The organism is Klebsiella sp. CN_Kp113 (assembly GCF_040064585.1).
GTDB lineage: Bacteria > Pseudomonadota > Gammaproteobacteria > Enterobacterales > Enterobacteriaceae > Klebsiella > Klebsiella michiganensis.
In genome coordinates, this window is sequence record NZ_JBEAID010000016.1 from 57,484 (window position 1) to 79,734 (window position 22,251).

Consider the following 22,251-nt stretch of genomic DNA (forward strand, 5'->3'; position numbering starts at 1 on the left):
CAAGCCAGGACGATAAAAGCAAGCGAAATGCCGTTGTGTAAATATTGCCAAATAAAAGTAAATATCAGGGGAATAAACGTACTTTAATGTAGAAATAGCTCAAAAAGATGACTTATAAGATTTCGCTGATAATATTTTATTAAAAACAAACAGCTACTAATTTTGTAATAAAAGATTAGCTTATCGTGCCTGTAACCTGCGCAATCCCAATAACCGCGCACGCTGACGCGGATTTCTGTGAATTTCTCTCTATGTCCAAATTTGTGACATAGAGCAAATTCAAGAGCATAAAACTCGGACATAACTTGCAATAAAATTCATTATGGCCGACCTTATTGGATATTAATTACGAAGCGCAAAAAAATTCGCAACTCCTCCCTTGCACAGCGAAATGAAGAACTATGTTGATTCCGTCTAAATTAAGTCGCCCGGTCCGCCTTGAACACACTGTGGTTCGTGAGCGATTGCTGGCGAAACTTTCCGGCGCGAACAATTATCGTCTCGCGTTGGTGACCAGCCCGGCTGGCTACGGTAAGACCACGCTCGTGTCTCAATGGGCGGCGGGGAAAAACGATCTCGGCTGGTTCTCCCTGGATGAAGGCGATAACCAACAGGAGCGTTTTGCCAGCTATCTTATCGCCGCCGTTCAACAGGCAACCGGCGGCCACTGCGCGGCCAGCGAAGCGATGGTGCAAAAGCGCCAGTACGCCAGCCTGCCTTCCCTCTTCGCACAACTGTTTATTGAACTGGCCGACTGGCAGCGCCCGCTGTTCCTGGTGATTGATGATTACCATCTGATCAGCAATCCGGTAATTCATGACGCAATGCGTTTCTTCCTCCGCCATCAGCCAGAAAATATGACGCTGGTGGTGCTGTCGCGTAATCTGCCGCAGCTGGGTATCGCCAACCTGCGCGTGCGCGATCAGCTGCTGGAAATCGGCAGCCAGCAGTTGGCTTTTACCCATCAGGAAGCCAAGCAGTTTTTCGACTGTCGTCTCAGTTCGCCCATTGAGGCCGACGACAGCAAAAGGCTGTGCGACGATGTTGCCGGCTGGGCCACCGCGCTACAGCTGATTGCCCTCTCGGCGCGCCAGAACAATACTTCCGCCCACCACTCCGCTCGTCGTCTTGCCGGCATTAACGCCAGCCATCTTTCTGACTATCTGGTCGATGAGGTGCTGGATAACGTGGACCCGCGGACGCGTAATTTCCTGCTGAAAAGTTCGCTACTGCGTTCAATGAACGATGCGCTCATCGTCCGCGTTACCGGCGAAGAGAATGGCCAGATGCAGCTGGAAGAAATTGAACGTCAGGGCTTATTCCTGCAGCGGATGGACGATTCCGGCGAATGGTTCCGCTACCATCCGCTGTTCGGCAACTTCCTGCGCCAGCGCTGCCAGTGGGAGCTGGCGGTTGAGCTGCCGGAAATTCACCGTGCCGCGGCAGAAAGCTGGATGGCGCAAGGCTTCCCGAGCGAAGCCATTCACCACGCCCTGGCCGCGGGTGACGCCAAAATGCTGCGCGATATTCTGCTCAACCACGCGTGGGGCATGTTTAACCACAGCGAACTGAGTTTGCTGGAGCAGTCCCTCGCCGCGCTGCCGTGGTCAAACCTGCTGGAAAACCCGCGTTTAATTCTTTTGCAGGCCTGGCTGATGCAGAGCCAGCACCGCTATAGCGAAGTGAATACCCTGCTGGCGCGCGCCGAGCAGGAGATGGATACGGAAATGGACACCGCCATGCACGGGGATTTCAACGCCCTGCGCGCCCAGGTGGCGATCAACGCAGGCGATCAGGACGAAGCCGAGCGCCTGGCGATGGTGGCCCTTGATGAACTGCCGCTGGCCAGCTACTACAGCCGTATCGTTGCCACATCCGTACACGGTGAAGTTCTGCACTGCAAAGGCCAGCTGAGCAAATCGCTGGCGGTCATGCAGCAGACGGAACAGATGGCCCGCCGTCATGACGTCTGGCACTACGCGTTATGGAGCATGATCCAGCAAAGCGAAATCCTCTTTGCGCAGGGTTTCCTGCAGGCCGCCTGGGAAATTCAGGAAAAAGCGTTCCAGCTGATTCGCGAACAGCACCTTGAGCAGCTGCCGATGCACGAGTTCCTGCTGCGGATTCGCTCCCAGCTGCTGTGGGCCTGGGCGCGGCTGGATGAAGCGGAGACCTCCGCGCGCAGCGGCATGAACGTGCTTTCCTCCTATCAGCCGCAGCAGCAGCTGCAGTGCCTGACGCTGATGGTACAGTGCTCGCTGGCGCGGGGCGACCTGGATAACGCCCGCAGCCATTTGAATCGCCTGGAAAATCTGCTTGGCAACGGCCATTACCATAGCGACTGGGTATCCAATGCCGACAAAGTCCGGGTGATCTACTGGCAGATGATCGGCGATAAAGCCGCCGCGGCAAACTGGCTGCGCCAGACGCCAAAACCGGAATTCGCTAACAACCATTTCTTGCAGAGCCAGTGGCGCAATATCGCCCGCGCGCAGATCCTGCTCGGCGATTTTGATTCCGCCGAGATGGTGCTGGAAGAGCTAAACGATAACGCCCGCTCGCTGCGTTTGATGAGCGACCTGAACCGCAACCTGCTGCTGCTCAACCAGCTCTACTGGCAGGCCGGGCGTAAGAGCGAAGCGCAAAAAGCGCTGCTGGAAGCGCTCACCCTCGCTAACCGCACCGGGTTTATTAATCATTTTGTCATTGAAGGCGAAGCGATGGCGCAGCAGCTGCGCCAGCTGATTCAGCTCAATACGCTGCCGGAGCTGGAGCAGCACCGCGCCCAGCGTATTCTGCGCGATATCAACCAGCATCATCGGCATAAGTTCGCCCACTTTGACGAGAGCTTCGTCGAACGGCTGCTGAACCACCCGGAAGTGCCGGAGCTTATCCGCACCAGCCCGCTGACCCAGCGCGAATGGCAGGTCCTGGGACTTATCTATTCCGGCTACAGCAACGAGCAGATCGCCGGTGAGCTGGACGTGGCCGCCACTACGATTAAAACGCATATCCGTAACTTGTATCAGAAGCTGGGCGTGGCGCACCGCCAGGATGCCGTTCAGCATGCCCAGCAGCTGTTGAAAATGATGGGATACGGGGTTTAAGCCGCTATCGGCTCGCTTCAGGCAACATAACCGTTACGTCATCGCCGGCGGCAGGTTTCCCTCCGCCTGGCGGCGGAGATAATCCTGTCACTCATCAACATCACGCCATCAATCGCGCGCGTCAGGCGGAGCAACGCTCTGGCATGACCCGGAAATGCTAAAGGTTCAGCACAGCTCCAGCTGAAGGTTGTTATCGGTAATCACCTTCAGTACGCCGGCGGGCGGCATCACATCGGTGTAGACCGCATCAACCATACTGATGCTGCCCATGTTGACCATCGCATTACGGCCAAATTTAGAATGGTCAACGACCAGCATCACGTGGCGGGAGTTTTCAATAATCGCCCGTTTGGTGCGAACTTCGTGGTAGTCGAACTCCAGCAGCGAGCCATCGCTGTCGATACCGCTGATGCCGAGAATGCCGAAATCAAGGCGAAACTGGGAGATAAAGTCCAGGGTGGCCTCACCGATAATACCGCCATCCCGGCTGCGCAGCTCGCCGCCGGCCAGGATAATGCGGAAGTCCTCTTTCACCATCAGCGTATTGGCGACGTTGAGGTTATTGGTGACGATGCGCAGATCGTTATGGTTAAGCAGCGCGTGGGCCACCGCTTCCGGCGTGGTACCGATATCGATAAACAGCGTCGCGCCATCGGGGATTTCGCTCGCCACCTTGCGGGCGATGCGCTCTTTTTCCTGGGTCTGGGTCGATTTTCTGTCGTGCCAGGACGTATTCACCGAGCTGGACGGTAGCGCAGCGCCGCCGTGATGACGCAGAATCATTTTCTGATCGGCTAAATCATTCAGATCGCGGCGAATGGTCTGCGGGCTGACGGCAAACTGCTCGACAAGCTCCTCGGTACTGACGTATCCCTGTTTTTTTACCAGCTCGATAATCGCGTCATGACGTTGTGTTTGTTTCATGAAATATCCCTGGGAATCTCTACGTTCGTTTTCGCACATTCTGCGTATCAACAAACGCCATCGCCAGCCCGGTCACCAGACCGGCCACGTGCGCACCGTTCGCAATCGACATGCCGAAAACATCAAACCATCCAGCAATTAACCATACTAAAGAGAAGAGTATCAAGCCGCGCTGTAAATAAACGCCGCTCTGCGGATCGCGCTCGCCCCGTAGCCAGACATAGCCCATTAGCGCATAGACTACGCCGGAGAGTCCGCCAAACCACGGGCCGCTGAACTGATGCTGCACAAAGCCGCTCAGCAAAGCGGCGATCACCGTAATCACCACCAGCTTGCCGCTGCCGATGCGCTTTTCTACCGCTCCGCCGAGGTACCACCACCATAGCAGGTTGAACAGAATATGCATCAGCGAGAAGTGCATAAGCGCATGGCTAAAGTAGCGCCAGACTTCAAATTTCAACGAAGGATCGTAGGGCCAGGCCAGCAGCAGCATGACCGGTTGATCGCCAATGACCGTTTGCAGGACAAAGACGGCGATGCAGGCGAAGAGCACGCCCCAGGTCACCGGCCCGGCGTTATGGCGAAGCGTCGCTAAAAAGGGAAAGCGCTGGTAGTGCAGCCCGCTATTGGTGTGCCCCGACTGCCAGCTGGCGGCGAGGTAACGCGGATCGGCGGGATTTTCCAGAAAGCGGGCCAGCTCGGCCTGTACGCGTCCGGCCTGGGACTCATCAGCCAGCCAGATATCGCTCTGCGTATGCTGCTGAATAGTCAGAATAATGCCCTGCGTCGCCATATAGTCGACAAACGCCTGGGCCACGCGCGGGTTGGCAAAAGAGGTAATCATTAACATGCAGCGGATCGCTTATTCCACACAAAGGGAGATATTATAGCCACAACCGGCGCTAACGCCTAAAGTGCGCCATGCGCGACTTCCGCCGGAAAATGCCGGTGCCAGGCATCAAACCCGCCGTCCACGCTGTAAACCTTGTCGTAACCCTGCTGCAGCAGATACTGCGCGGCGCCTTTGCTGCTATTGCCGTGATAGCACATCACCATGACCGCCGTATCAAAGTCGTTGTCGCGCATAAACGCGCCCAGCGTATCGTTGGTCAGATGGAATGCGCCCGGCGTGTGGCCCATCGCATAGCTTTGCGGGTCGCGAATATCGACCAGCACCGCCGTCTGCTGGTGCATTTTCTGGTGGGCTTCTTCTACGTTAATACATTCAAAGCGATCCATAAGCTCTCTTCTTTATATACGGATATACAGGCAGGCGGCGAAACGCCCTGGATTTTAGCGTCTAGTGTACAGCCTGGCGCTAAATAAACGCCAATATGTTACACGCATCACTCTGAAATGTTTTTTTGATGTTACCAATAGCGCGATTGTTTGCTATATTGAGCGATATCGAACATTTGTGAGCTTAAACGAAAGTGTAAGAGGTGGCGAGCGTGGAAACCAAAGATCTGATTGTGATAGGGGGAGGCATCAACGGTGCCGGTATCGCGGCAGACGCCGCAGGGCGTGGTTTATCCGTACTGATGCTGGAGGCAAGCGACCTTGCCTGCGCCACATCCAGCGCCAGCTCAAAGCTGATTCACGGCGGGCTGCGCTACCTTGAACACTATGAGTTCCGCCTGGTGAGCGAAGCGCTGGCCGAACGCGAAGTGTTGTTGAAAATGGCCCCGCATATCGCCTTCCCGATGCGCTTTCGTTTACCGCATCGCCCGCACCTGCGTCCGGCGTGGATGATCCGCATTGGCCTGTTTATGTACGATCATCTGGGCAAGCGCACCAGCTTACCCGGCTCAACCGGGTTGCGTTTTGGCACAGAATCGGTACTTAAACCTGAAATCGTGCGCGGTTTCGAATATTCCGACTGCTGGGTTGACGATGCGCGTCTGGTGCTGGCCAATGCCCAGATGGTTGTGCGTAAAGGCGGGGAAGTGCGCACGCGGACCCGCGCCATCTCGGCAAAACGTGAAAACGGTTTGTGGATTGTCGAAGCCGAAGATATTGATAGCGGCGAGAAGTTTACCTGGCAGGCGCGCGGTCTGGTTAACGCCACCGGTCCGTGGGTCAAACAGTTCTTCGACGAAGGGATGCATCTGCGCTCGCCGTACGGTATTCGCTTGATCAAGGGCAGCCATATCGTGGTACCGCGCGTGCACACGCAGAAACAGGCCTACATCCTGCAAAATGAAGATAAACGCATTGTGTTTGTGATCCCGTGGATGGATGAATTTTCCATCATCGGCACCACCGACGTGGAGTATAAAGGCGATCCTAAAGCGGTAGCGATCGACGACAACGAAGTTAACTACCTGCTGAACGTCTATAACGCCCACTTTAAAAAGCCTCTCACGCGGGACGATATCGTCTGGACCTACTCCGGCGTGCGCCCGCTGTGCGACGATGAATCCGACTCGCCGCAGGCGATCACCCGCGATTACACTCTTGATATCCATGATGATAACGGGCAGGCGCCGCTGCTGTCGGTCTTTGGCGGCAAGCTGACCACCTATCGCAAGCTGGCCGAGCATGCGCTGGAGAAACTGACGCCTTACTACAAAGGCATCGGCCCGGCATGGACCAAAACCGCGGTGCTGCCCGGCGGCGATATCGGCAGCGACCGTGACGACTACGCGGCGAAACTGCGCCGCCGCTTTTCGTTTATCAGCGAATCGATGGCCCGCCATTACGCCCGCACCTACGGCAGCAACAGTGAGCTAATCCTTGATAAGGCGACCTCACTGGACGATCTGGGTGAGCATTTCGGCCATGAGTTTTTTGAAGCCGAACTGCGCTATCTGGTTGAGCACGAATGGGTTCGTTCGCTGGATGACGCGATCTGGCGTCGCACTAAACAAGGTATGTGGCTGAATGACGAGCAGCAGGCGCGCATCAGCGAGTGGCTGGCGCAGCACGCGGGAAAGTCTGAGCTGTCGCTGGCGTCGTAACACCGCAAACAGTAACGGGGCCTGTAGGCCCCGTTTTTTATGACTAATCCGTTACAACCTTACCGGATCGATATGCCAGATATGGTCGGCATACTCCTTAATCGTGCGGTCGGAAGAGAAGTAGCCCATATTGGCGATATTCAGCATCGCTTTATTGGCCCACTCCTCCGGATGACGGTACAGCTCATCCACCTTATCCTGACAATCCACGTAGCTACGGTAATCCGCCAGAACCTGATAGTGGTCGCCGAAGTTAATCAGCGAATCCAGCAGGTCACGGTAGCGTCCCGGCTCCGATGGGCTGAACAGGCCGGTGCCGATCTGCGTCAGCGCCTGGTGCAGCTCTTCATCCTGCTCATAGTAATCACGCGGTTTGTAGCCGTTAGCCCGCAGGGCTTCAACCTCTTCCGCCGTATTACCGAAGATAAAGAAATTATCCGCCCCGACGTGCTCCTGCATCTCAACGTTAGCCCCGTCCAGGGTACCGATGGTTAACGCGCCGTTAAGCGCGAACTTCATGTTGCTGGTACCGGACGCCTCCGTCCCCGCCAGCGAGATCTGCTCGGAGAGATCCGCCGCCGGAATGATCAGCTGCGCGAGGCTTACGCTGTAGTTAGGAATGAACACCACTTTCAGCTTATCGCCAACGTCCGGATCGTTATTCACCACCGCCGCGACGTCATTGATTAAATGAATAATATGCTTCGCCATGTAGTAAGCCGAAGCCGCCTTGCCGGCGAAGATATTCACGCGCGGTACCCACTCGGCGTCGGGATCGGCCTTAATGCGATTGTAGCGGGTGATCACATGCAGCACGTTCATTAGCTGACGTTTGTACTCGTGAATACGCTTGATCTGCACATCGAACAGGGCTTTCGGGTTGACCACCACGTTAAGCTGTTGGCCGATGTAGTTCGCCAGCCGCTGCTTGTTTTCCAGCTTGGCCTGGCGCACCGCCTGGTTAACCTTCGGATAGTCAATATGCTGCTCCAGCTCCTTCAGCTGGCTTAAATCCGTACGCCAGGTGTGGCCGATATTTTCATCCAGCACTTTCGACAGCGGCGGATTCGCCAGCGCCAGCCAGCGGCGCGGAGTGACGCCGTTCGTGACGTTGGTAAAGCGCATCGGGAAGATTTTGGCAAATTCGGCAAACAGCGACTCGACCATCAGCCGGGAGTGCAGCTCCGACACGCCGTTGACCTTGTGGCTTACCACCACCGCCAGCCACGCCATGCGTACGCGACGCCCGTTAGACTCGTCGATAATCGACGTACGGCCCAGCATCGCCGTATCGTTGGGATACTGCTCCTGCAGGGTCTTCAGGAAGTAGTCGTTAATCTCGAAAATAATCTGCAAATGACGCGGCAGGATTTTACCCAGCATATCGACGGGCCAGGTCTCCAGCGCTTCGCTCATCAGGGTATGGTTGGTATAGGAGAAGACCTGGCAGGTCACCTCGAACGCCTCATCCCAGCTAAACTTATGCTCGTCAATCAGCAGGCGCATCAGCTCCGGAATCGACAGCACCGGGTGCGTGTCGTTGAGGTGAATCGCGATTTTGTCCGCCAGATTGGCGTAGGTTTTATGCAGCTGGTAGTGACGGCTGAGGATATCCTGCACCGTCGCCGACACGAGGAAATACTCCTGGCGCAGGCGCAGCTCGCGCCCGGAATAGGTGGAGTCATCCGGATAGAGCACCCGCGACACGTTCTCAGAGTGGTTTTTATCTTCCACCGCCGCGAAGTAGTCGCCCTGGTTGAATTTACCGAGGTTGATCTCGCTGCTGGCCTGCGCGCTCCACAGACGCAGCGTGTTGGTAGCGTCGGTGTCGAAACCCGGGATGATCTGATCGTAGGCTTCGGCAATAATCTCTTCGGTCTCCACCCAGCGGGAATGTTTACCTTCCTGCTGAATGCGGCCGCCGAAGCGCACTTTGTAGCGCGTATTGTGGCGCTCGAACTCCCACGGGTTGCCGTACTCCAGCCAGTAGTCCGGGGACTCTTTCTGCCGCCCGTCGACGATATTCTGCTTAAACATCCCGTAGTCGTAGCGAATACCGTAGCCGCGGCCCGGCAAACCCAGCGCCGCCAGCGAGTCGAGGAAGCAGGCAGCCAGACGACCAAGACCGCCGTTGCCCAGGCCCGGGTCGTTCTCTTCGTCAATCAGCTCTTCAAGATTCAGCCCCATCTCTTCCAGCGCGCTGTTCACGTCCTCATAAATACCGAGCGATAGCAGCGCGTTGGACAAGGTACGGCCAATCAAAAACTCCATCGACAGATAGTAAACCTGACGCACTTCCTGAGAGAGCTGCGCCCGGTTTGAACGCAGCCAGCGCTCAACCATGCGATCGCGAACGGCGAACAGCGTGGCGTTGAGCCATTCATGTTTGTTAGCGATAGCCGGATCTTTGCCGATGATAAACATCAGCTTATAAGCAATAGAGTGCTTTAACGCCTCAACGCTCAGGGTGGGTGATGAGTAGCTAAAAGGTACATTCATAGCTTTGGCTCCTGGTTACAGCAAGCGTTGATAAAGTTCGCGGTAAGAATTTGCGGCAACCTGCCAGCTAAAATCCATATTCATCGCCTGACGCTGGACGTAGCGCCAGAGCGACGGGCGCGACCACAGGACGAATGTGCGTCGAATAGCCCGCAGCAGCGACAAAGCGTTGCTATCTTCAAAAACAAAGCCGGTAGCCAGACCGTCGGCGAGATTCTCCAGCGAGCAATCGGACACGGTGTCCGCCAGTCCGCCGGTACGCCGCACCAGCGGTAGCGTGCCGTACTTCAGGCCGTACAGCTGGGTTAAGCCGCACGGTTCAAAACGGCTGGGCACCAGAATCACATCGGCGCCGCCCATAATGCGGTGCGAGAAGGCTTCATGGTAGCCAATCTGTACGCCGACCTTGCCCGGATGCTCGGCCGCGGCGGCCAGGAAGCCCTCCTGCAGCACCGGATCGCCCGCCCCCAGCAGCGCCAGCTGACCGCCCTGCTCCAGCAGGCCCGGCAGCGCCTCAAGCACCAGGTCCAGCCCCTTCTGGCTGGTCAAACGGCTGACAACGGCAAACAGCGGCGCTTTGTCATCCACCTTCAGCCCCATGGCGATTTGCAGCTGGCGTTTGTTTTCCGCTTTTTCTTCCAGCCGATCGCGATCGTAGCGCGCGGCCAGCAGCAGGTCGCTTTCCGGATTCCAGATATGGTCATCCACCCCGTTGAGGATCCCGGAGAGGCGGCCCTCATGCTGCCGCTGACGCAGCAGCCCTTCCATGCCGTAAGCGAACTGCGGCTCGGTGATTTCGCGCGCATAGGTCGGGCTGACCGCCGTAATATGGTCGGCGTAGTAGAGCCCCGCCTTCAGAAAGGAGATCTGGCCGTTAAATTCAAGGCCATGAACGTTGTAGAACGACCACGGCAGCTCAATGTCGTTCATATGCCACGAGTAGAACATCCCCTGGTAGGCCAGGTTATGCACCGTAAAGACCGACTTAGCCGGGTGGCCGCGCGCCGCCAGGTAGGCCGGGGTCAGGCCCGCATGCCAGTCGTGGGCGTGAACAACGTCAGGGCGCCAGAAAGGATCCAGGCCGCAGGCCATCTCGCTACCGACCCATCCCAGCAGCGCAAAGCGCAGCACGTTGTCGGTATAGGCGTGCTGATTAGTATCGTGGTAAGGGCTCCCTGGGCGATCGTAGAGATGCGGGGCATCAATCAAATAGATGCCCACGCCGTTAAAGTGACCGAACAGCAGAGTGATGCGCCCGGCAAACGTCTCGCGGCGCGTCACCACCTGCGCATCCGTCACGCCGCGGCGGATATCAGGAAACGCGGGCAGCAGTACGCGCGTGTCGACGCCCCCGGCAATTTGCGCTGCAGGCAGCGCGCCGATCACATCCGCCAGTCCACCGGTTTTTAACAGCGGGAACATCTCTGAACATACATGTAATACCTGCATTAGCGCTCCTGTGGATACCCCAATTTCCGCAGCATGTCGCGGGTGACCAGCACGATACCTTCCTCCGAGCGGTAGAAACGGCGTGCATCCTCTTCCGCGTTCTCCCCAACAACCATACCTTCCGGGATCACGCAGGCGCGGTCAATAATGCAGCGACGCAGGCGGCACGAACGGCCAACCCAAACCTCTGGCAACAAGACTGCCGAATCAATATTACAGAATGAATTCACCCGCACGCGCGGGAACAGCACCGACTGCACAACCACCGAGCCGGAGATAATACAGCCGCCTGAAACCAGCGAGTTCAGGGTCATCCCGTGGCTGCCCGAGCGGTCCTGGACGAATTTTGCCGGAGGCAAAGGCTCCATATGGGTGCGAATCGGCCAGTTCTGATCGTACATGTCCAGTTCCGGGGTCACCGAAGCCAGATCGAGGTTGGCTTTCCAGTACGCTTCCAGGGTCCCGACATCACGCCAGTAGGGCTCAGACTGCGGATCGGACTGCACGCAGGAAAGCGGGAAAGGATGTGCATAAGCCATGCCAGCTTTGGTGATTTTCGGAATGATGTCTTTACCAAAATCGTGGCTGGAGCTTTCATCGCTGTCGTCTTCTTCCAGAAGCTCATAAAGGTAATCCGCGTCAAAGACATAGATACCCATACTCGCCAGCGATTTGCTGGCATCGCCCGGCATCGCAGGCGGATTAGCCGGTTTTTCGACGAAATCGATAATCTTATCGCTCTCGTCCACCGCCATGACCCCGAACGCCCGTGCTTCTTCAATAGGCACTGGCATACAGGCCACGGTGCAACGCGCGCCTTTTTCGACGTGATCGATAAGCATGCGCGAGTAGTCTTGTTTGTAAATATGGTCGCCCGCGAGGATAACGACGTACTCCGCCTTGTAACGACGAATGATGTCGAGGTTCTGCGTCACCGCATCCGCCGTGCCGCGATACCAGTTTTCCCCCTGCATCCTTTGCTGGGCGGGCAGCAGGTCAACAAACTCGTTCATCTCTTCATTGAAGAACGACCAGCCGCGCTGGATATGCTGCACCAGCGTATGCGATTGATACTGGGTGATGACGCCGATGCGTCGAATGCCTGAGTTAATACAGTTAGATAACGCAAAATCGATAATGCGGAACTTGCCGCCGAAATGGACAGCAGGTTTCGCGCGTTTATTGGTCAGATCCTTCAGACGGGTACCACGTCCCCCGGCAAGGATCAGCGCAACGGATTTGATCGGCAACTGACGCGCCAGCATCAATGGATCGTTCTTTTCTACCCCAACCATAATTAACTCCTTTTTTACTCCCCAGCTTGCCTGCCCTTCTCGTCGCGCCGCCGCTTCGAGACCAACCGGAAGCCCCGAGGTTACGACCTTTGAAATACGCACACTCCGTGCGCGGGCCCATGCCAGACAGCTATAGTGACCGGATTATCCTCTCCGGCGAAAGGTGGAATGGCGCGCCATTCCCCCGCGGGTAAAACCATCTCTGCCACCTCGGCGGTGGCGTTGAGCGCCATCAGCCAGCGATCGGACAATATGATCTGCATACGCGGCGCACCGTGCTGCCATTCATCGGCGGACAGCGGCTGCGCATGTTGGTTTAACCAGCGAACGCTGCCGTCTCCCTCCTGCCACCAGCGATTCTCGGTTAAAGCCGGAACGCGCTGGCGCAGATGAATTAACGCGGCGGTGAACGCGGTCAGCCCGCGGTTAGTATGGTTCCAGTCCAGCCAGGTCAACGCATTGTCCTGACAGTAAGCATTGTTGTTGCCATGCTGGCTGTGACCGTGTTCGTCACCCGCCAGCAGCATCGGCGTTCCCTGCGCCAGCAGTAGCGTCGCCAGAAGAGCGTGAACGCTGGCACGGCGCCGTTCAATCACGGCAAGACTCCCTTCTAATCCTTCTATACCATGATTGTTGCTGTAGTTATTGTTAGTCCCATCGCGATTCTCCTCCCCGTTTGCCTCATTATGTTTCTGATTGAAACAAACGCAGTCGCGCAGGGTGAAACCATCGTGCGCAGTGACCAGGTTAACCGCCGCCGAAGGCGCTCTGCCGTTACGCTGAAAAACGTCGCTGGATGCGGCAAAACGCTGAGCGAAGTCGCCCAGCGAGACGTTCTGCTGCAGCCAGAATCGACGCGCGGTATCGCGGAAATGGTCGTTCCACTCGGCGAACAGCGGCGGAAAGTTACCCACCTGGTAGCCGCCCGGGCCGATATCCCAGGGTTCCGCGATCAGCTTGACCTCAGCCAGACGCGGGTCGTTACGGATGGCCTCAAACAGCGGCGCATCCTGACGAAACGCCGGCGTCCGCCCCATCACCGAGGCGAGGTCGAAACGAAAGCCGTCAACGTGGCACTCGTCAACCCAAAAGCGCAGGCACTGGCGGGCATACTCCACCACGCCGGGGTGGCTGAGGTTGAGGGTGTTCCCGCAGCCGGTCCAGTTGTGGTAATCGCCGTCTTCCCTGATCCAATAATAGCTACGGTTATCGATTCCGCGCAGGGAGAAGGTCGGCCCTTCCAGGTCTATCTCCGCGCTATGGTTCAGCACCACGTCAAGGATCACTTCGATGCCCGCCGCATGCAGCGCTTTTACCGCATCGCGAAACTCGTTTAACGCCTGCTCCGGCGCGCTGGCGTAGCGCGTGTCGAGGGCGAAAATCGCCAGCGGGTTGTAGCCCCAATAGTTGCTTAACCCCATCCGCTGAAGACGCGGTTCGCTGGCGAACTGCGCCACCGGCATTAACTCTAGTGCAGTAATGCCCAGCATGCGGAAGTAATCGATCATCACCGGATGACCGAGCGCTTTATAGGTACCGCGGACATTCTCCGGCAGATCGGGGTGCAGATACGTCAGCCCCTTGACGTGGGCTTCATAAATCACCGTCTGGCCCCACGGCGTGCGCGGCGGCTTATCGCCGCGCCAGTCGTAATGCAGGTCGATCACCCGCGACTTCGGCGCTATCGCCGCGCTGTCGCGACGATCGGGAACGCGATCGCCGCCGTGGAGACGTTCATCGTCAGGCAACCCGCCGTCTACCTGATGGCAGCAGGGGTCAAGCAGCAGCTTCGCCGGGTTGAAGCGGTGCCCTTGCGTTGGGTCCCAGGGCCCGTGGACGCGGTAGCCGTAGCGCAGGCCAGGCCCGACATCGGCGAGCCAGCCGTGCCAGATATCGCCGCTGCGCGCGGGCAGGTCGACGCGCCGTTCATTACCCTGCTCGTCAAACACGCAGAGTTCCACCCGCTCCGCGTGGGCGGAAAAGAGCGCGAAATTCACGCCCTTACCGTCGTAGCTGGCCCCTAAAGGCGCGGGCTGTCCTGCCGCGAGTGCGATCATTGCGCCTCCCGCACCAGCCACACCGTCGCCAGCGGCGGCAGCGTAATGGAGAGGGAGTGTTCACGACCGTGGCTGGCGATCGGGTCGCTCTCAACGACGCCGCCATTGCCGGTGTTGCTGCCGTGGTAATGCATGGAGTCGGTGTTGAGCTCTTCACGCCAGCGGCCGGGCTGGTTGATGCCAAAACGGTACTCATGACGTGGGACCGGGGTGAAGTTGCTGGCGACGATAATTTCATTGCCCGCCCTGTCGCGACGAACAAAGATAAATACCGAACGCTCATGGTCGTCCACCACCAGCCATTCGAAGCCGTAGGGATCGAAATCCAGCTCGTGCAGCGCTTTATGGTGACGATAGGTATGGTTGAGGTCGCGCACCAGCCGCTGGACGCCGTGGTGCCAGTTATCGCCGCCTTCCAGCAGATGCCAGTCGAGGCTTGCGTCGTGGTTCCATTCGCGTCCCTGAGCAAACTCATTGCCCATAAACAGCAGCTTTTTACCCGGGAAGGCAAACAGCCAGCCGTAGTAGGCGCGCAGGTTAGCGAACTTCTGCCAGGCATCGCCCGGCATGCGGTCGAGTATCGATTTTTTGCCGTGCACCACTTCATCATGAGAGAGCGGCAGGACAAAGTTTTCGGTGTAGTTGTAGAGCATACCGAAGGTCATCTTGTCGTGATGATGACGGCGATGCACCGGGTCCAGCTTCATGTAGTCGAGGGTGTCGTGCATCCAGCCGAGGTTCCACTTGAACCAGAAACCCAGCCCGCCGGTGGAGGAAGGACGAGAAACGCCGGGAAAATCGGTCGACTCTTCCGCCATGGTTACCGCGCCCGGCGTCTGTTCGCCCAGCACGCGGTTGGTATTGCGCAGAAACTCAATCGCTTCAAGGTTTTCCCGACCGCCGAATTCGTTCGGCACCCACTCGCCCTGCTTGCGGCTGTAGTCGCGATAAATCATCGACGCCACCGCATCAACCCGCAGCGCGTCAATGCCGAAGCGTTCGATCCAGTACAGCGCATTGCCGACCAGGTAATTGCTGACCTCGCGGCGGCCGTAGTTGTAAATCAGGGTGTTCCAGTCCTGATGGTAGCCTTCACGCGGGTCGCTATGTTCATACAGCGAGGTGCCGTCAAACGAGGCGAGCGCAAAGTCATCCGCCGGAAAATGGCCAGGCACCCAGTCCAGAATAACGTTAAGCCCCGCGGCGTGCGCGGCGTTGATAAAGTAGCGGAAATCCTCCCGGGTGCCGAAGCGACGGGTGGGCGCGTACAGCCCGGTCGGCTGATAGCCCCAGCTGCCGTCAAACGGATGCTCGTTAACCGGCAGCAGTTCGAGGTGGGTAAAGCCCATCCATTTGGCATACGGGACCAGCTGGTCGGCAAGCTCGCGATAGCTCAGCCAGAAGTTATTATCGGTGTGGCGGCGCCAGGAGCCGAGATGCACTTCATAAATCGAGATCGGCGCATCAAACTGGTTAGCCTGCTTGCGCTCCGGCGGCTGTGCGACCTTTTCCGGCAGCCCGCAGATGAGCGAGGCGCTCTCCGGGCGCATTTGCGCTTCAAAAGCGTAAGGATCGGACTTCACCCGCAGGTTGCCGTGGGCATCAATAAGCTCGAATTTATACAGCTGGCCGTTCAGCGCGCCGGGAACAAACAGCTCCCAGATGCCGGACTCTTTACGCAGGCGCATCGGGTGGCGGCGGCCGTCCCAGTAGTTAAACTGGCCGACGACCGATACCCGGCGGGCATTCGGCGCCCATACGGAGAAACGCGTACCGACCACGCCGTCCATGGTATCGGCATGCGCGCCCAGCGTTTCATAAGGACGCAGATGCGTGCCTTCCGACAGCAGCCAGACATCGAGATCCTGCAACAGCGGACCAAAACGGTACGGGTCATCAATCAGGTTCTGCTGCCCGTGCCAGGTGACGGCCAGCTGATAGCGAAAAGGATTTTTACGACGCGGCAGAACGCCGCTGAAGAAACCGCGCGAGTCGAGGCATTCCAGCTTGCCGACTTTGCGTCCGGTTTTTGGTTCAATGACCCACACATCGGTGGCATCGGGTAATAATGCACGAACTTCCAGCCCGGCGTCGGTGTAATGCATGCCAAGCACGGAAAAAGGATCCGCAAAATGGCCGGCGATAAGCGCATTAATCACGTCCTTATCAATACGATTAGACATGGTTTCATCCTGTTGTAGGTGTCGCCCTTTCCTGTATCCGGCGACTTTTTTTTGACCTGAACGGCGCAGCACGTTATGCGTCCCCCTGCTCCGTCCCACCTTCAGGTAAGGAGACATCGTGACTCCTTACTTAAAGCATAGCCAAGGCTGAGTTACCTCCGTTGGGAAAAATCTAACATTCGCGTTTACTCCTTGTATTACGCAAAAAAAAGGGGTGTTTCAACACCCCTTTTCTCATCTTGTGACGACTACGCCAGCTGTCTTAGCATGCGGCGGAGCGGCTCGGCGGCCCCCCACAGCAGCTGGTCACCCACGGTGAAGGCCGACAGATACTCCGGCCCCATGTTCAGTTTACGCAGGCGACCCACCGGGGTGGTCAGGGTGCCGGTAACGGCAGCCGGAGTCAGCTCACGCATGGTGATATCACGATCGTTCGGTACCACTTTGGCCCACGGGTTATGCGCGGCCAGCAGTTCCTCAACGGTCGGAATAGAAACATCTTTTTTCAGCTTGATGGTGAACGCCTGGCTATGGCAGCGCAGCGCGCCAACGCGAACGCACAGGCCGTCTACCGGAATCGGTGAGGCGGTCGCGAGAATTTTGTTGGTCTCCGCCTGGCCTTTCCACTCTTCACGGCTCTGGCCGTTATCCAGCTGTTTGTCGATCCATGGGATCAGGCTGCCCGCCAGAGGAACGCCAAAGTTGTCTACCGCCAGCTCGCCGCTGCGGGTCAACGAGGTGACCTTGCGTTCAATATCCAGGATCGCGGAAGCCGGATCCGCCAGCTCAGCCGCAACATGGCTGTGCAGCTGGCCCATCTGGGTCAGCAGCTCGCGCATATGCCGCGCACCGCCGCCGGAAGCCGCCTGATAAGTCGCCACGCTAACCCACTCAACCAGATCCTGAGCAAACAGGCCGCCGAGAGACATCAGCATCAGGCTGACGGTACAGTTGCCGCCGACAAAGGTTTTAACGCCGTTGTTCAGACCGGCGGTGATAACGTCCTGGTTCACCGGGTCGAGAATGATGATGGCGTCGTCTTTCATGCGCAGCGAAGAGGCGGCGTCAATCCAGTAGCCCTGCCAGCCGCTTTCACGCAGCTTCGGGTAAATATCGTTGGTGTAATCGCCGCCCTGACACGTGACAATAATGTCCAGCGCCTTCAGTGCTTCCAGATCGAATGCATCCTGAAGCGTGCCACCGGTACTGCCACCAAAAGATGGAGCAGGCTGCCCCAGCTGGGAGGTGGAGAAAAAAACAGGGCGAATGGCATCAAAATCGCGCTCTTCAACCATGCGTTGCATGAGGACAGAGCCGACCATTCCGCGCCAGCCGATAAAACCAACATTTTTCATAACGTATTCCTGCGAGGTGTGTGCTGTTTGTTCCAGGCCAGTTTCCTACTGGTTAGTCCTTCACATTACAAAATGCAGCTAAAGTCGCAAGTGAAATTAATCAATGATTGCCAGGCAATCAGTAACGTAACTAATTTTGCATAGCGGCAGCCGTCGCTGGCCCCCCGGAATACCCTAATAATTATCAGGGAATTTATATCGCGAAGGAAATATTTTCCGCCGCTATTTTATTGATCAGGATTATGAATTACGGCAGAAATTCGGTTGTTTTACTCTTGCTAACCAAACCGGTTAAAGCCAGGCGTGGCGCGGGTTTGTGAGCCGTATGACGTTTATCGTATTTCTGATAGTGGCAGCTCGGGAGAGGGGTAAAGCTAAGGGTTTTCGATATAAGTAGAGCGGAAAAATTAACCCGGCATCGCCTCGCTCCGCCGGGTGTTTCACTTTGTCGTTTAGCTCAATAGCGTAAACGCAATCATGCCGACAATCGCCCCGACGGTGCCGAGGATGGTTTCCATCATCGTCCAGGTCTTCAGCGTTTGCGCTTCGGTCGCGCCGGTAAACTTACCGAACAGCCAGAAGCCCGCGTCGTTAACGTGGCTGACGACAATAGAGCCGCCGGCGATGCAGATAGAGAGCGCCGCCATCTGCGCGCCGCTGTAGTGCAGCTGTTCGATAACCGGCATCACCAGCCCAACGGCCGTCAGGCAGGCAACGGTCGCGGAGCCCTGAATAATACGCACCGCCGCCGCCAGCACGAAGCAGGTGATGGCAATCGGCAGGCCCATACCGGTCAACGCTTCGCCGAGGGCAGGACCGACGCCAGAGTCGACCAGCACCTGTTTGAACACGCCGCCCGCACCGATGACCAGCAGGATAATGCCCGCAGGCTGGAGCGCATGACCGCAAATCTCCATCACCCGATCTTTGGCCATCCCCTGACGTACCGCCAGGCCATAGATAGCCACCAGGCACGCCACCAGAATCGCGGTAAACGGATGGCCGATAAACTCAAACCATTCGTAGGCGGTAGAGCCTTCCGGCACAAAGCGCGCGGCGATGGTTTTCAGGCCAACCAGCACCAGCGGCAGCAGAATCAGCGACAGGCTGAAGCCGAATGACGGCATTTTGCCTTCGCCGAGGTGCGGCTCGCTAATATCGTCCGGAATATGCAGCTCAACGTAACGGCTGATAAAGTTACCCCACAGCGGTCCGGCGATAATCATCCCCGGGATCGCGGCGCACAGGCCAATCAGGATCATCCAGCCAAAGTCGGCGTGCATCTGCGAGGCCAGCAGCATCGGCGCGGGCCCCGGCAGCAGGAACGCGGCCGCAGCGGCTACGCCAGCAAACAGCGGGATCACCAGCTTCACCAGGTTGGTGCCGGTGTGGCGCGCCATTGAGAAAGCCACGCTGATCAGCAGCACGATCGCCACTTCGAAAAACAGCGGCAGCGCGCAGATAAGTCCGGCCAGGCCTATCGCATAGTGGGCGCGATTGTGGCCGAAAGATTTCAGCATCTTAACGGCAATCTGGTCGACCGCGCCGGTTTCATGCAGGATCTTACCGAACATAGCCCCCAGCGCGACGACGATAGCCAGAAAGCCCAGCGTGCCGCCCATGCCTTTTTCCATTGTCGCCGCGATCTTGTCCAACGGCATGCCGGAAAAAAGCCCTGCTCCAATAGAAACCACCATCAAAGCCACGAAGGCATGCATACGCGCCTTCATCACTAAAAACAGCAGCAGCAAAACGGAGCCGACTGCTGTTAAAACAAGCGTTAATGTACTCACTATTTACTGCCTTTGTTGATCACCTCAATGGTGCTGGCGACCACGCCTTCCAATGACTGGTCGATATCGACGATTAAAACATCGTTTTCATCCGCGCCCGGTTCCTGCAGCGTTTCAAACTGCGTGACCAGCATCTGAGTTTTAAAGAAGTGGCCTTTACGCGCCTTCAGACGTTGTTCGATAACCTCGAAGTCGCCTTTCAGGTAGATAAATGAGAGGTTCGGGTTACCTTTACGCAGGATGTCGCGGTAGCTCTTTTTCAGCGCGGAGCAGACAATCAGCGACACTTTATTGGTACGCTGCATGGCAAACGCGGCATCGTTCAGCGCCTGCAGCCACGGGGTGCGGTCATCGTCATTTAACGGTTCGCCGGAAGCCATCTTGTTGATGTTGCTGCGCGGATGCAGAAAGTCGCCGTCGAGAAACGCGGCGTGCAGTTGATGCGCCACTTCGCTGGCGACAGCGGATTTGCCGCTGCCGGAAACGCCCATCAGGACATAGATGTGGTGATCATGGTTAGTCGTGCTCAAAGCTTCCTCCCACTGGACACATACGCGCAGCCTGGCAGCGTTTAACGGCGTGGAATACTGGCGTACAGGTTAATTGTTACGGGTAACTGTTATCGGTAACATTGTCATGCCGGAGTTGTGGAGAAGCAATAACCATTCGTGCCAGATGTGAATATGTGTGATCTACTTCAAATTTGTCAGTTTAAATAGATCCGCCCGGTGACAATGTGAAACCTAAATCTAACATCTTAGGCGTCACCGCTTCACCGCGAATACGCGCCAGCAGTCGTTCAGCACCAATCCGCCCCATCCGCTCGCGCGGCGTCAGCACGCTGGCCAGACGCGGCTCCATCACCTGGCCGATATCGTGGCCGTGGAAACCGGCAATCGCCATATCGTCAGGGATTTTAAGCCCCAGCCGCTGGCACTCAAACGCCGCGCCGACCGCAAGGTCATCGTTGGTACAGAAAATGCCGTCAAGCTGCGGATATTCGCGACGCGCCTGGCGCATCAGCTCAATCCCCGATGAATAAGAGGAAGACTGCTCAACCATCACGCTGTAGGGCGTCATTCCGGCATCAAGCATCGCCTGCTCATACCCCTTCTGTTTGATGATAGTACGTTCATCAAGACGTGCGCCAAGATAGGCAACGTGACGATGGCCATGATTGATAATCGCCGCGGTCATCTGCCGGGCCGCTTCAAAGTTATCAAAGCCGACGGCGATATCGAGGCACGGCGACTGGCTGTCCATCAGCTCCACAACCGGGATACCCGCCACTTCAATCATCTTCAGGGTGCGCGGCGTATGGGTTCGTTCGGTAAGGATCAGGCCGTCAATATTCCAGGAAAGCATGGATTCCAGGCGTTTTTCTTCCATTTCCGGCTTATAGCCGTAGTGCGCCAGCATCGTCTGGTAACCGAAAGAGTCGGTCACGCTTTCAATACCGCGCAGCACTTCTGAGAAAACCTGGTTAGTTAACGAGGGCAGCAGCACGCCAATAGCGCGGCTGGTGGCATTCGAGAGGATGTCGGGGGCGCGATTAGGAATATAACCCAGTTCATCGAGAGCAACGGCTATCTTGCCACGCAGCGCTTCGGAAACCTGTTCCGGGTTACGTAAGTAGCGACTGACCGTCATTTTGGTCACGCCGACAAGATCGGCTACATCCTGAAGTACGGGTCTTTTCTTTTTCATCGTCCTGACTGCGATCAACGGGGAAACATTTTCTCAGTTTATCACGGACAAAGCGCAACCTTCCCTAACATCAGGGAAGGTTGCGCAATTTATTTAGACCCGATCGGAGAACGATCAGACGGGCGGCAGATCGAACAGCAGAATTTCGCTATCGCCGTCGGCGTGTACGGAAATCGCCTGCTCGTCCCAAATGGCCAGGCCATCGCTGGTGGTGGCCTTCGTTCCGTTGATGGTGACGTCACCTTTCACCACCTGGATCCACACCCGCCGTTCAGCGGCAATCTGATGCACCGACTGCTCGTCTTTCAGCAGCGCCCAGCGGTACAGTTCCATATCCTGGTACACCTTCAGCGAACCTTCGCGGGCATCCGGCGACAGCACCAGCTGTTTGCCCTGCGCGGCGTCAAAGCGGCGCTGTTCGTAGCGCGGCGTGATGCCATTTTTTTCCGGCATAATCCAGATCTGGTACAGATGCAGTTTTTCCGTGTTGCTTGGGTTGTACTCCGAGTGACGAATCCCGGTACCCGCACTCATGATCTGGAACTCACCCGCCGGCACCTGCTCTTTATTCCCCATGCTGTCCTGGTGCTCAACGGCCCCTTCCAGCACGTAGGTCAGAATTTCCATATCTTTATGCGGATGGGTACCGAAGCCCTGGCCTGCATCAATCACGTCGTCATTGATCACCCGCAGCGCCGAGAAGCCCATAAAGTTAGGGTCGTAATAGTTCGCGAAAGAGAAAGTATGCCAGGAATCCAGCCAGCCGTGGTTAGCGTGGCCGCGTTCGTTAGCTTTGCGTAAGTAGATCATGTTGCACCCCCGTATGTTTTCGATGGGATAAGTGTGGACCCAATCCCCTGGCGATCATAGAGGGTGAAAATTGACTCCTCTGTTCAAAAAATATGAACGAGTGCAGAGGAGC

General features: G+C 57.0%; 15 protein-coding genes. 2 read left to right on the forward strand and 13 right to left on the reverse strand.

Annotated elements, in window-relative coordinates; genetic code table 11:
* The first annotated feature begins 401 nt into the window (after nucleotides 1–401).
* Nucleotides 402–3,107, forward strand: coding sequence for an HTH-type transcriptional regulator MalT (gene malT / locus ABLV30_RS08290; protein ID WP_014227069.1), 2,706 nt, complete (start codon nucleotides 402–404; stop codon nucleotides 3,105–3,107).
* A gap of 165 nt (nucleotides 3,108–3,272) precedes the next feature.
* Here the strand turns inward: malT and ABLV30_RS08295 are convergent, their stop codons facing one another.
* The 3 genes from ABLV30_RS08295 to glpE are packed head-to-tail and all read right to left on the reverse strand — an operon-like array spanning nucleotide 3,273 to nucleotide 5,270.
* Complete coding sequence (locus tag ABLV30_RS08295; RefSeq protein ID WP_004106478.1) at nucleotides 3,273–4,031, reverse strand: DeoR/GlpR family transcriptional regulator; 759 nt, start codon at nucleotides 4,029–4,031, stop codon at nucleotides 3,273–3,275.
* 19 nt (nucleotides 4,032–4,050) lie between these two features.
* On the reverse strand, nucleotides 4,051–4,881 hold the full coding sequence (glpG, locus tag ABLV30_RS08300) for a rhomboid family intramembrane serine protease GlpG (RefSeq protein ID WP_014227070.1): 831 nt from the start codon (nucleotides 4,879–4,881) through the stop codon (nucleotides 4,051–4,053).
* A 59-nt stretch (nucleotides 4,882–4,940) separates the two neighbouring features.
* Complete coding sequence (glpE, locus tag ABLV30_RS08305) at nucleotides 4,941–5,270, reverse strand: thiosulfate sulfurtransferase GlpE (RefSeq protein WP_004126086.1); 330 nt, start codon at nucleotides 5,268–5,270, stop codon at nucleotides 4,941–4,943.
* A gap of 212 nt (nucleotides 5,271–5,482) precedes the next feature.
* Here glpE and glpD point away from each other — a divergent pair, with 212 nt between their 5' ends.
* Entirely contained in the window at nucleotides 5,483–6,991 is a 1,509-nt protein-coding gene (gene glpD, locus ABLV30_RS08310) for a glycerol-3-phosphate dehydrogenase (RefSeq protein WP_004854978.1), read from the forward strand.
* Between the two features lie 51 nt (nucleotides 6,992–7,042).
* On the opposite strand, the gene glgP is transcribed toward glpD, so the two are convergent.
* The 10 genes from glgP to ABLV30_RS08360 form a co-directional block, all read right to left on the reverse strand.
* A complete protein-coding gene (gene glgP, locus ABLV30_RS08315) occupies nucleotides 7,043–9,490 on the reverse strand; it encodes a glycogen phosphorylase (RefSeq protein WP_014227071.1) in 2,448 nt (815 codons plus the stop codon).
* Nucleotides 9,491–9,505: 15 nt separating this feature from the next.
* Entirely contained in the window at nucleotides 9,506–10,939 is a 1,434-nt protein-coding gene (gene glgA, locus ABLV30_RS08320; RefSeq protein WP_004854984.1) for a glycogen synthase GlgA, read from the reverse strand.
* Nucleotides 10,939–12,234 carry a glucose-1-phosphate adenylyltransferase gene (glgC, locus tag ABLV30_RS08325; RefSeq protein ID WP_004106488.1) on the reverse strand — a complete coding sequence of 432 codons (1,296 nt, stop codon included), beginning with the start codon at nucleotides 12,232–12,234 and terminating at the stop codon, nucleotides 10,939–10,941. Before glgC ends, glgA begins: the two co-directional genes overlap by 1 nt.
* A gap of 80 nt (nucleotides 12,235–12,314) precedes the next feature.
* On the reverse strand, nucleotides 12,315–14,291 hold the full coding sequence (gene glgX, locus ABLV30_RS08330) for a glycogen debranching protein GlgX (protein ID WP_032751558.1): 1,977 nt from the start codon (nucleotides 14,289–14,291) through the stop codon (nucleotides 12,315–12,317).
* A complete protein-coding gene (glgB, locus tag ABLV30_RS08335) occupies nucleotides 14,288–16,474 on the reverse strand; it encodes a 1,4-alpha-glucan branching enzyme (RefSeq protein ID WP_014227074.1) in 2,187 nt (728 codons plus the stop codon). The genes glgX and glgB overlap by 4 nt, the downstream gene beginning before the upstream one ends.
* Nucleotides 16,475–16,722: 248 nt before the next feature.
* Nucleotides 16,723–17,829 (reverse strand): aspartate-semialdehyde dehydrogenase, encoded by a 1,107-nt coding sequence (asd, locus tag ABLV30_RS08340; protein WP_004854992.1) that lies wholly within the window; start codon nucleotides 17,827–17,829, stop codon nucleotides 16,723–16,725.
* 452 nt (nucleotides 17,830–18,281) lie between these two features.
* Nucleotides 18,282–19,622, reverse strand: coding sequence for a gluconate transporter (gene gntU, locus ABLV30_RS08345; RefSeq protein ID WP_014227075.1), 1,341 nt, complete (start codon nucleotides 19,620–19,622; stop codon nucleotides 18,282–18,284).
* On the reverse strand, nucleotides 19,622–20,152 hold the full coding sequence (gene gntK / locus ABLV30_RS08350; protein ID WP_004854998.1) for a gluconokinase: 531 nt from the start codon (nucleotides 20,150–20,152) through the stop codon (nucleotides 19,622–19,624). Before gntK ends, gntU begins: the two co-directional genes overlap by 1 nt.
* Nucleotides 20,153–20,333: 181 nt before the next feature.
* Complete coding sequence (gene gntR / locus ABLV30_RS08355; protein WP_004106498.1) at nucleotides 20,334–21,329, reverse strand: gluconate operon transcriptional repressor GntR; 996 nt, start codon at nucleotides 21,327–21,329, stop codon at nucleotides 20,334–20,336.
* A 114-nt stretch (nucleotides 21,330–21,443) separates the two neighbouring features.
* Entirely contained in the window at nucleotides 21,444–22,139 is a 696-nt protein-coding gene (locus tag ABLV30_RS08360; RefSeq protein ID WP_025107853.1) for a pirin family protein, read from the reverse strand.
* Nucleotides 22,140–22,251 lie beyond the last annotated feature (112 nt).

Excerpts from the sequence above, each read along its gene's own strand:
- malT (WP_014227069.1), top strand. The coding sequence starts at position 402 with ATGTTGATTCCGTCTAAATTAAGTCGCCCGGTCCGCCTTGAACACACT.
- ABLV30_RS08295 (WP_004106478.1), bottom strand. The coding sequence starts at position 4,031 with ATGAAACAAACACAACGTCATGACGCGATTATCGAGCTGGTAAAAAAA.
- glpG (WP_014227070.1), bottom strand. The coding sequence starts at position 4,881 with ATGTTAATGATTACCTCTTTTGCCAACCCGCGCGTGGCCCAGGCGTTT.
- glpE (WP_004126086.1), bottom strand. The coding sequence starts at position 5,270 with ATGGATCGCTTTGAATGTATTAACGTAGAAGAAGCCCACCAGAAAATG.
- glgP (WP_014227071.1), bottom strand. The coding sequence starts at position 9,490 with ATGAATGTACCTTTTAGCTACTCATCACCCACCCTGAGCGTTGAGGCG.
- glgA (WP_004854984.1), bottom strand. The coding sequence starts at position 10,939 with ATGCAGGTATTACATGTATGTTCAGAGATGTTCCCGCTGTTAAAAACC.
- glgC (WP_004106488.1), bottom strand. The coding sequence starts at position 12,234 with ATGGTTGGGGTAGAAAAGAACGATCCATTGATGCTGGCGCGTCAGTTG.
- glgX (WP_032751558.1), bottom strand. The coding sequence starts at position 14,291 with ATGATCGCACTCGCGGCAGGACAGCCCGCGCCTTTAGGGGCCAGCTAC.
- glgB (WP_014227074.1), bottom strand. The coding sequence starts at position 16,474 with ATGTCTAATCGTATTGATAAGGACGTGATTAATGCGCTTATCGCCGGC.
- asd (WP_004854992.1), bottom strand. The coding sequence starts at position 17,829 with ATGAAAAATGTTGGTTTTATCGGCTGGCGCGGAATGGTCGGCTCTGTC.
- gntR (WP_004106498.1), bottom strand. The coding sequence starts at position 21,329 with ATGAAAAAGAAAAGACCCGTACTTCAGGATGTAGCCGATCTTGTCGGC.
- ABLV30_RS08360 (WP_025107853.1), bottom strand. The coding sequence starts at position 22,139 with ATGATCTACTTACGCAAAGCTAACGAACGCGGCCACGCTAACCACGGC.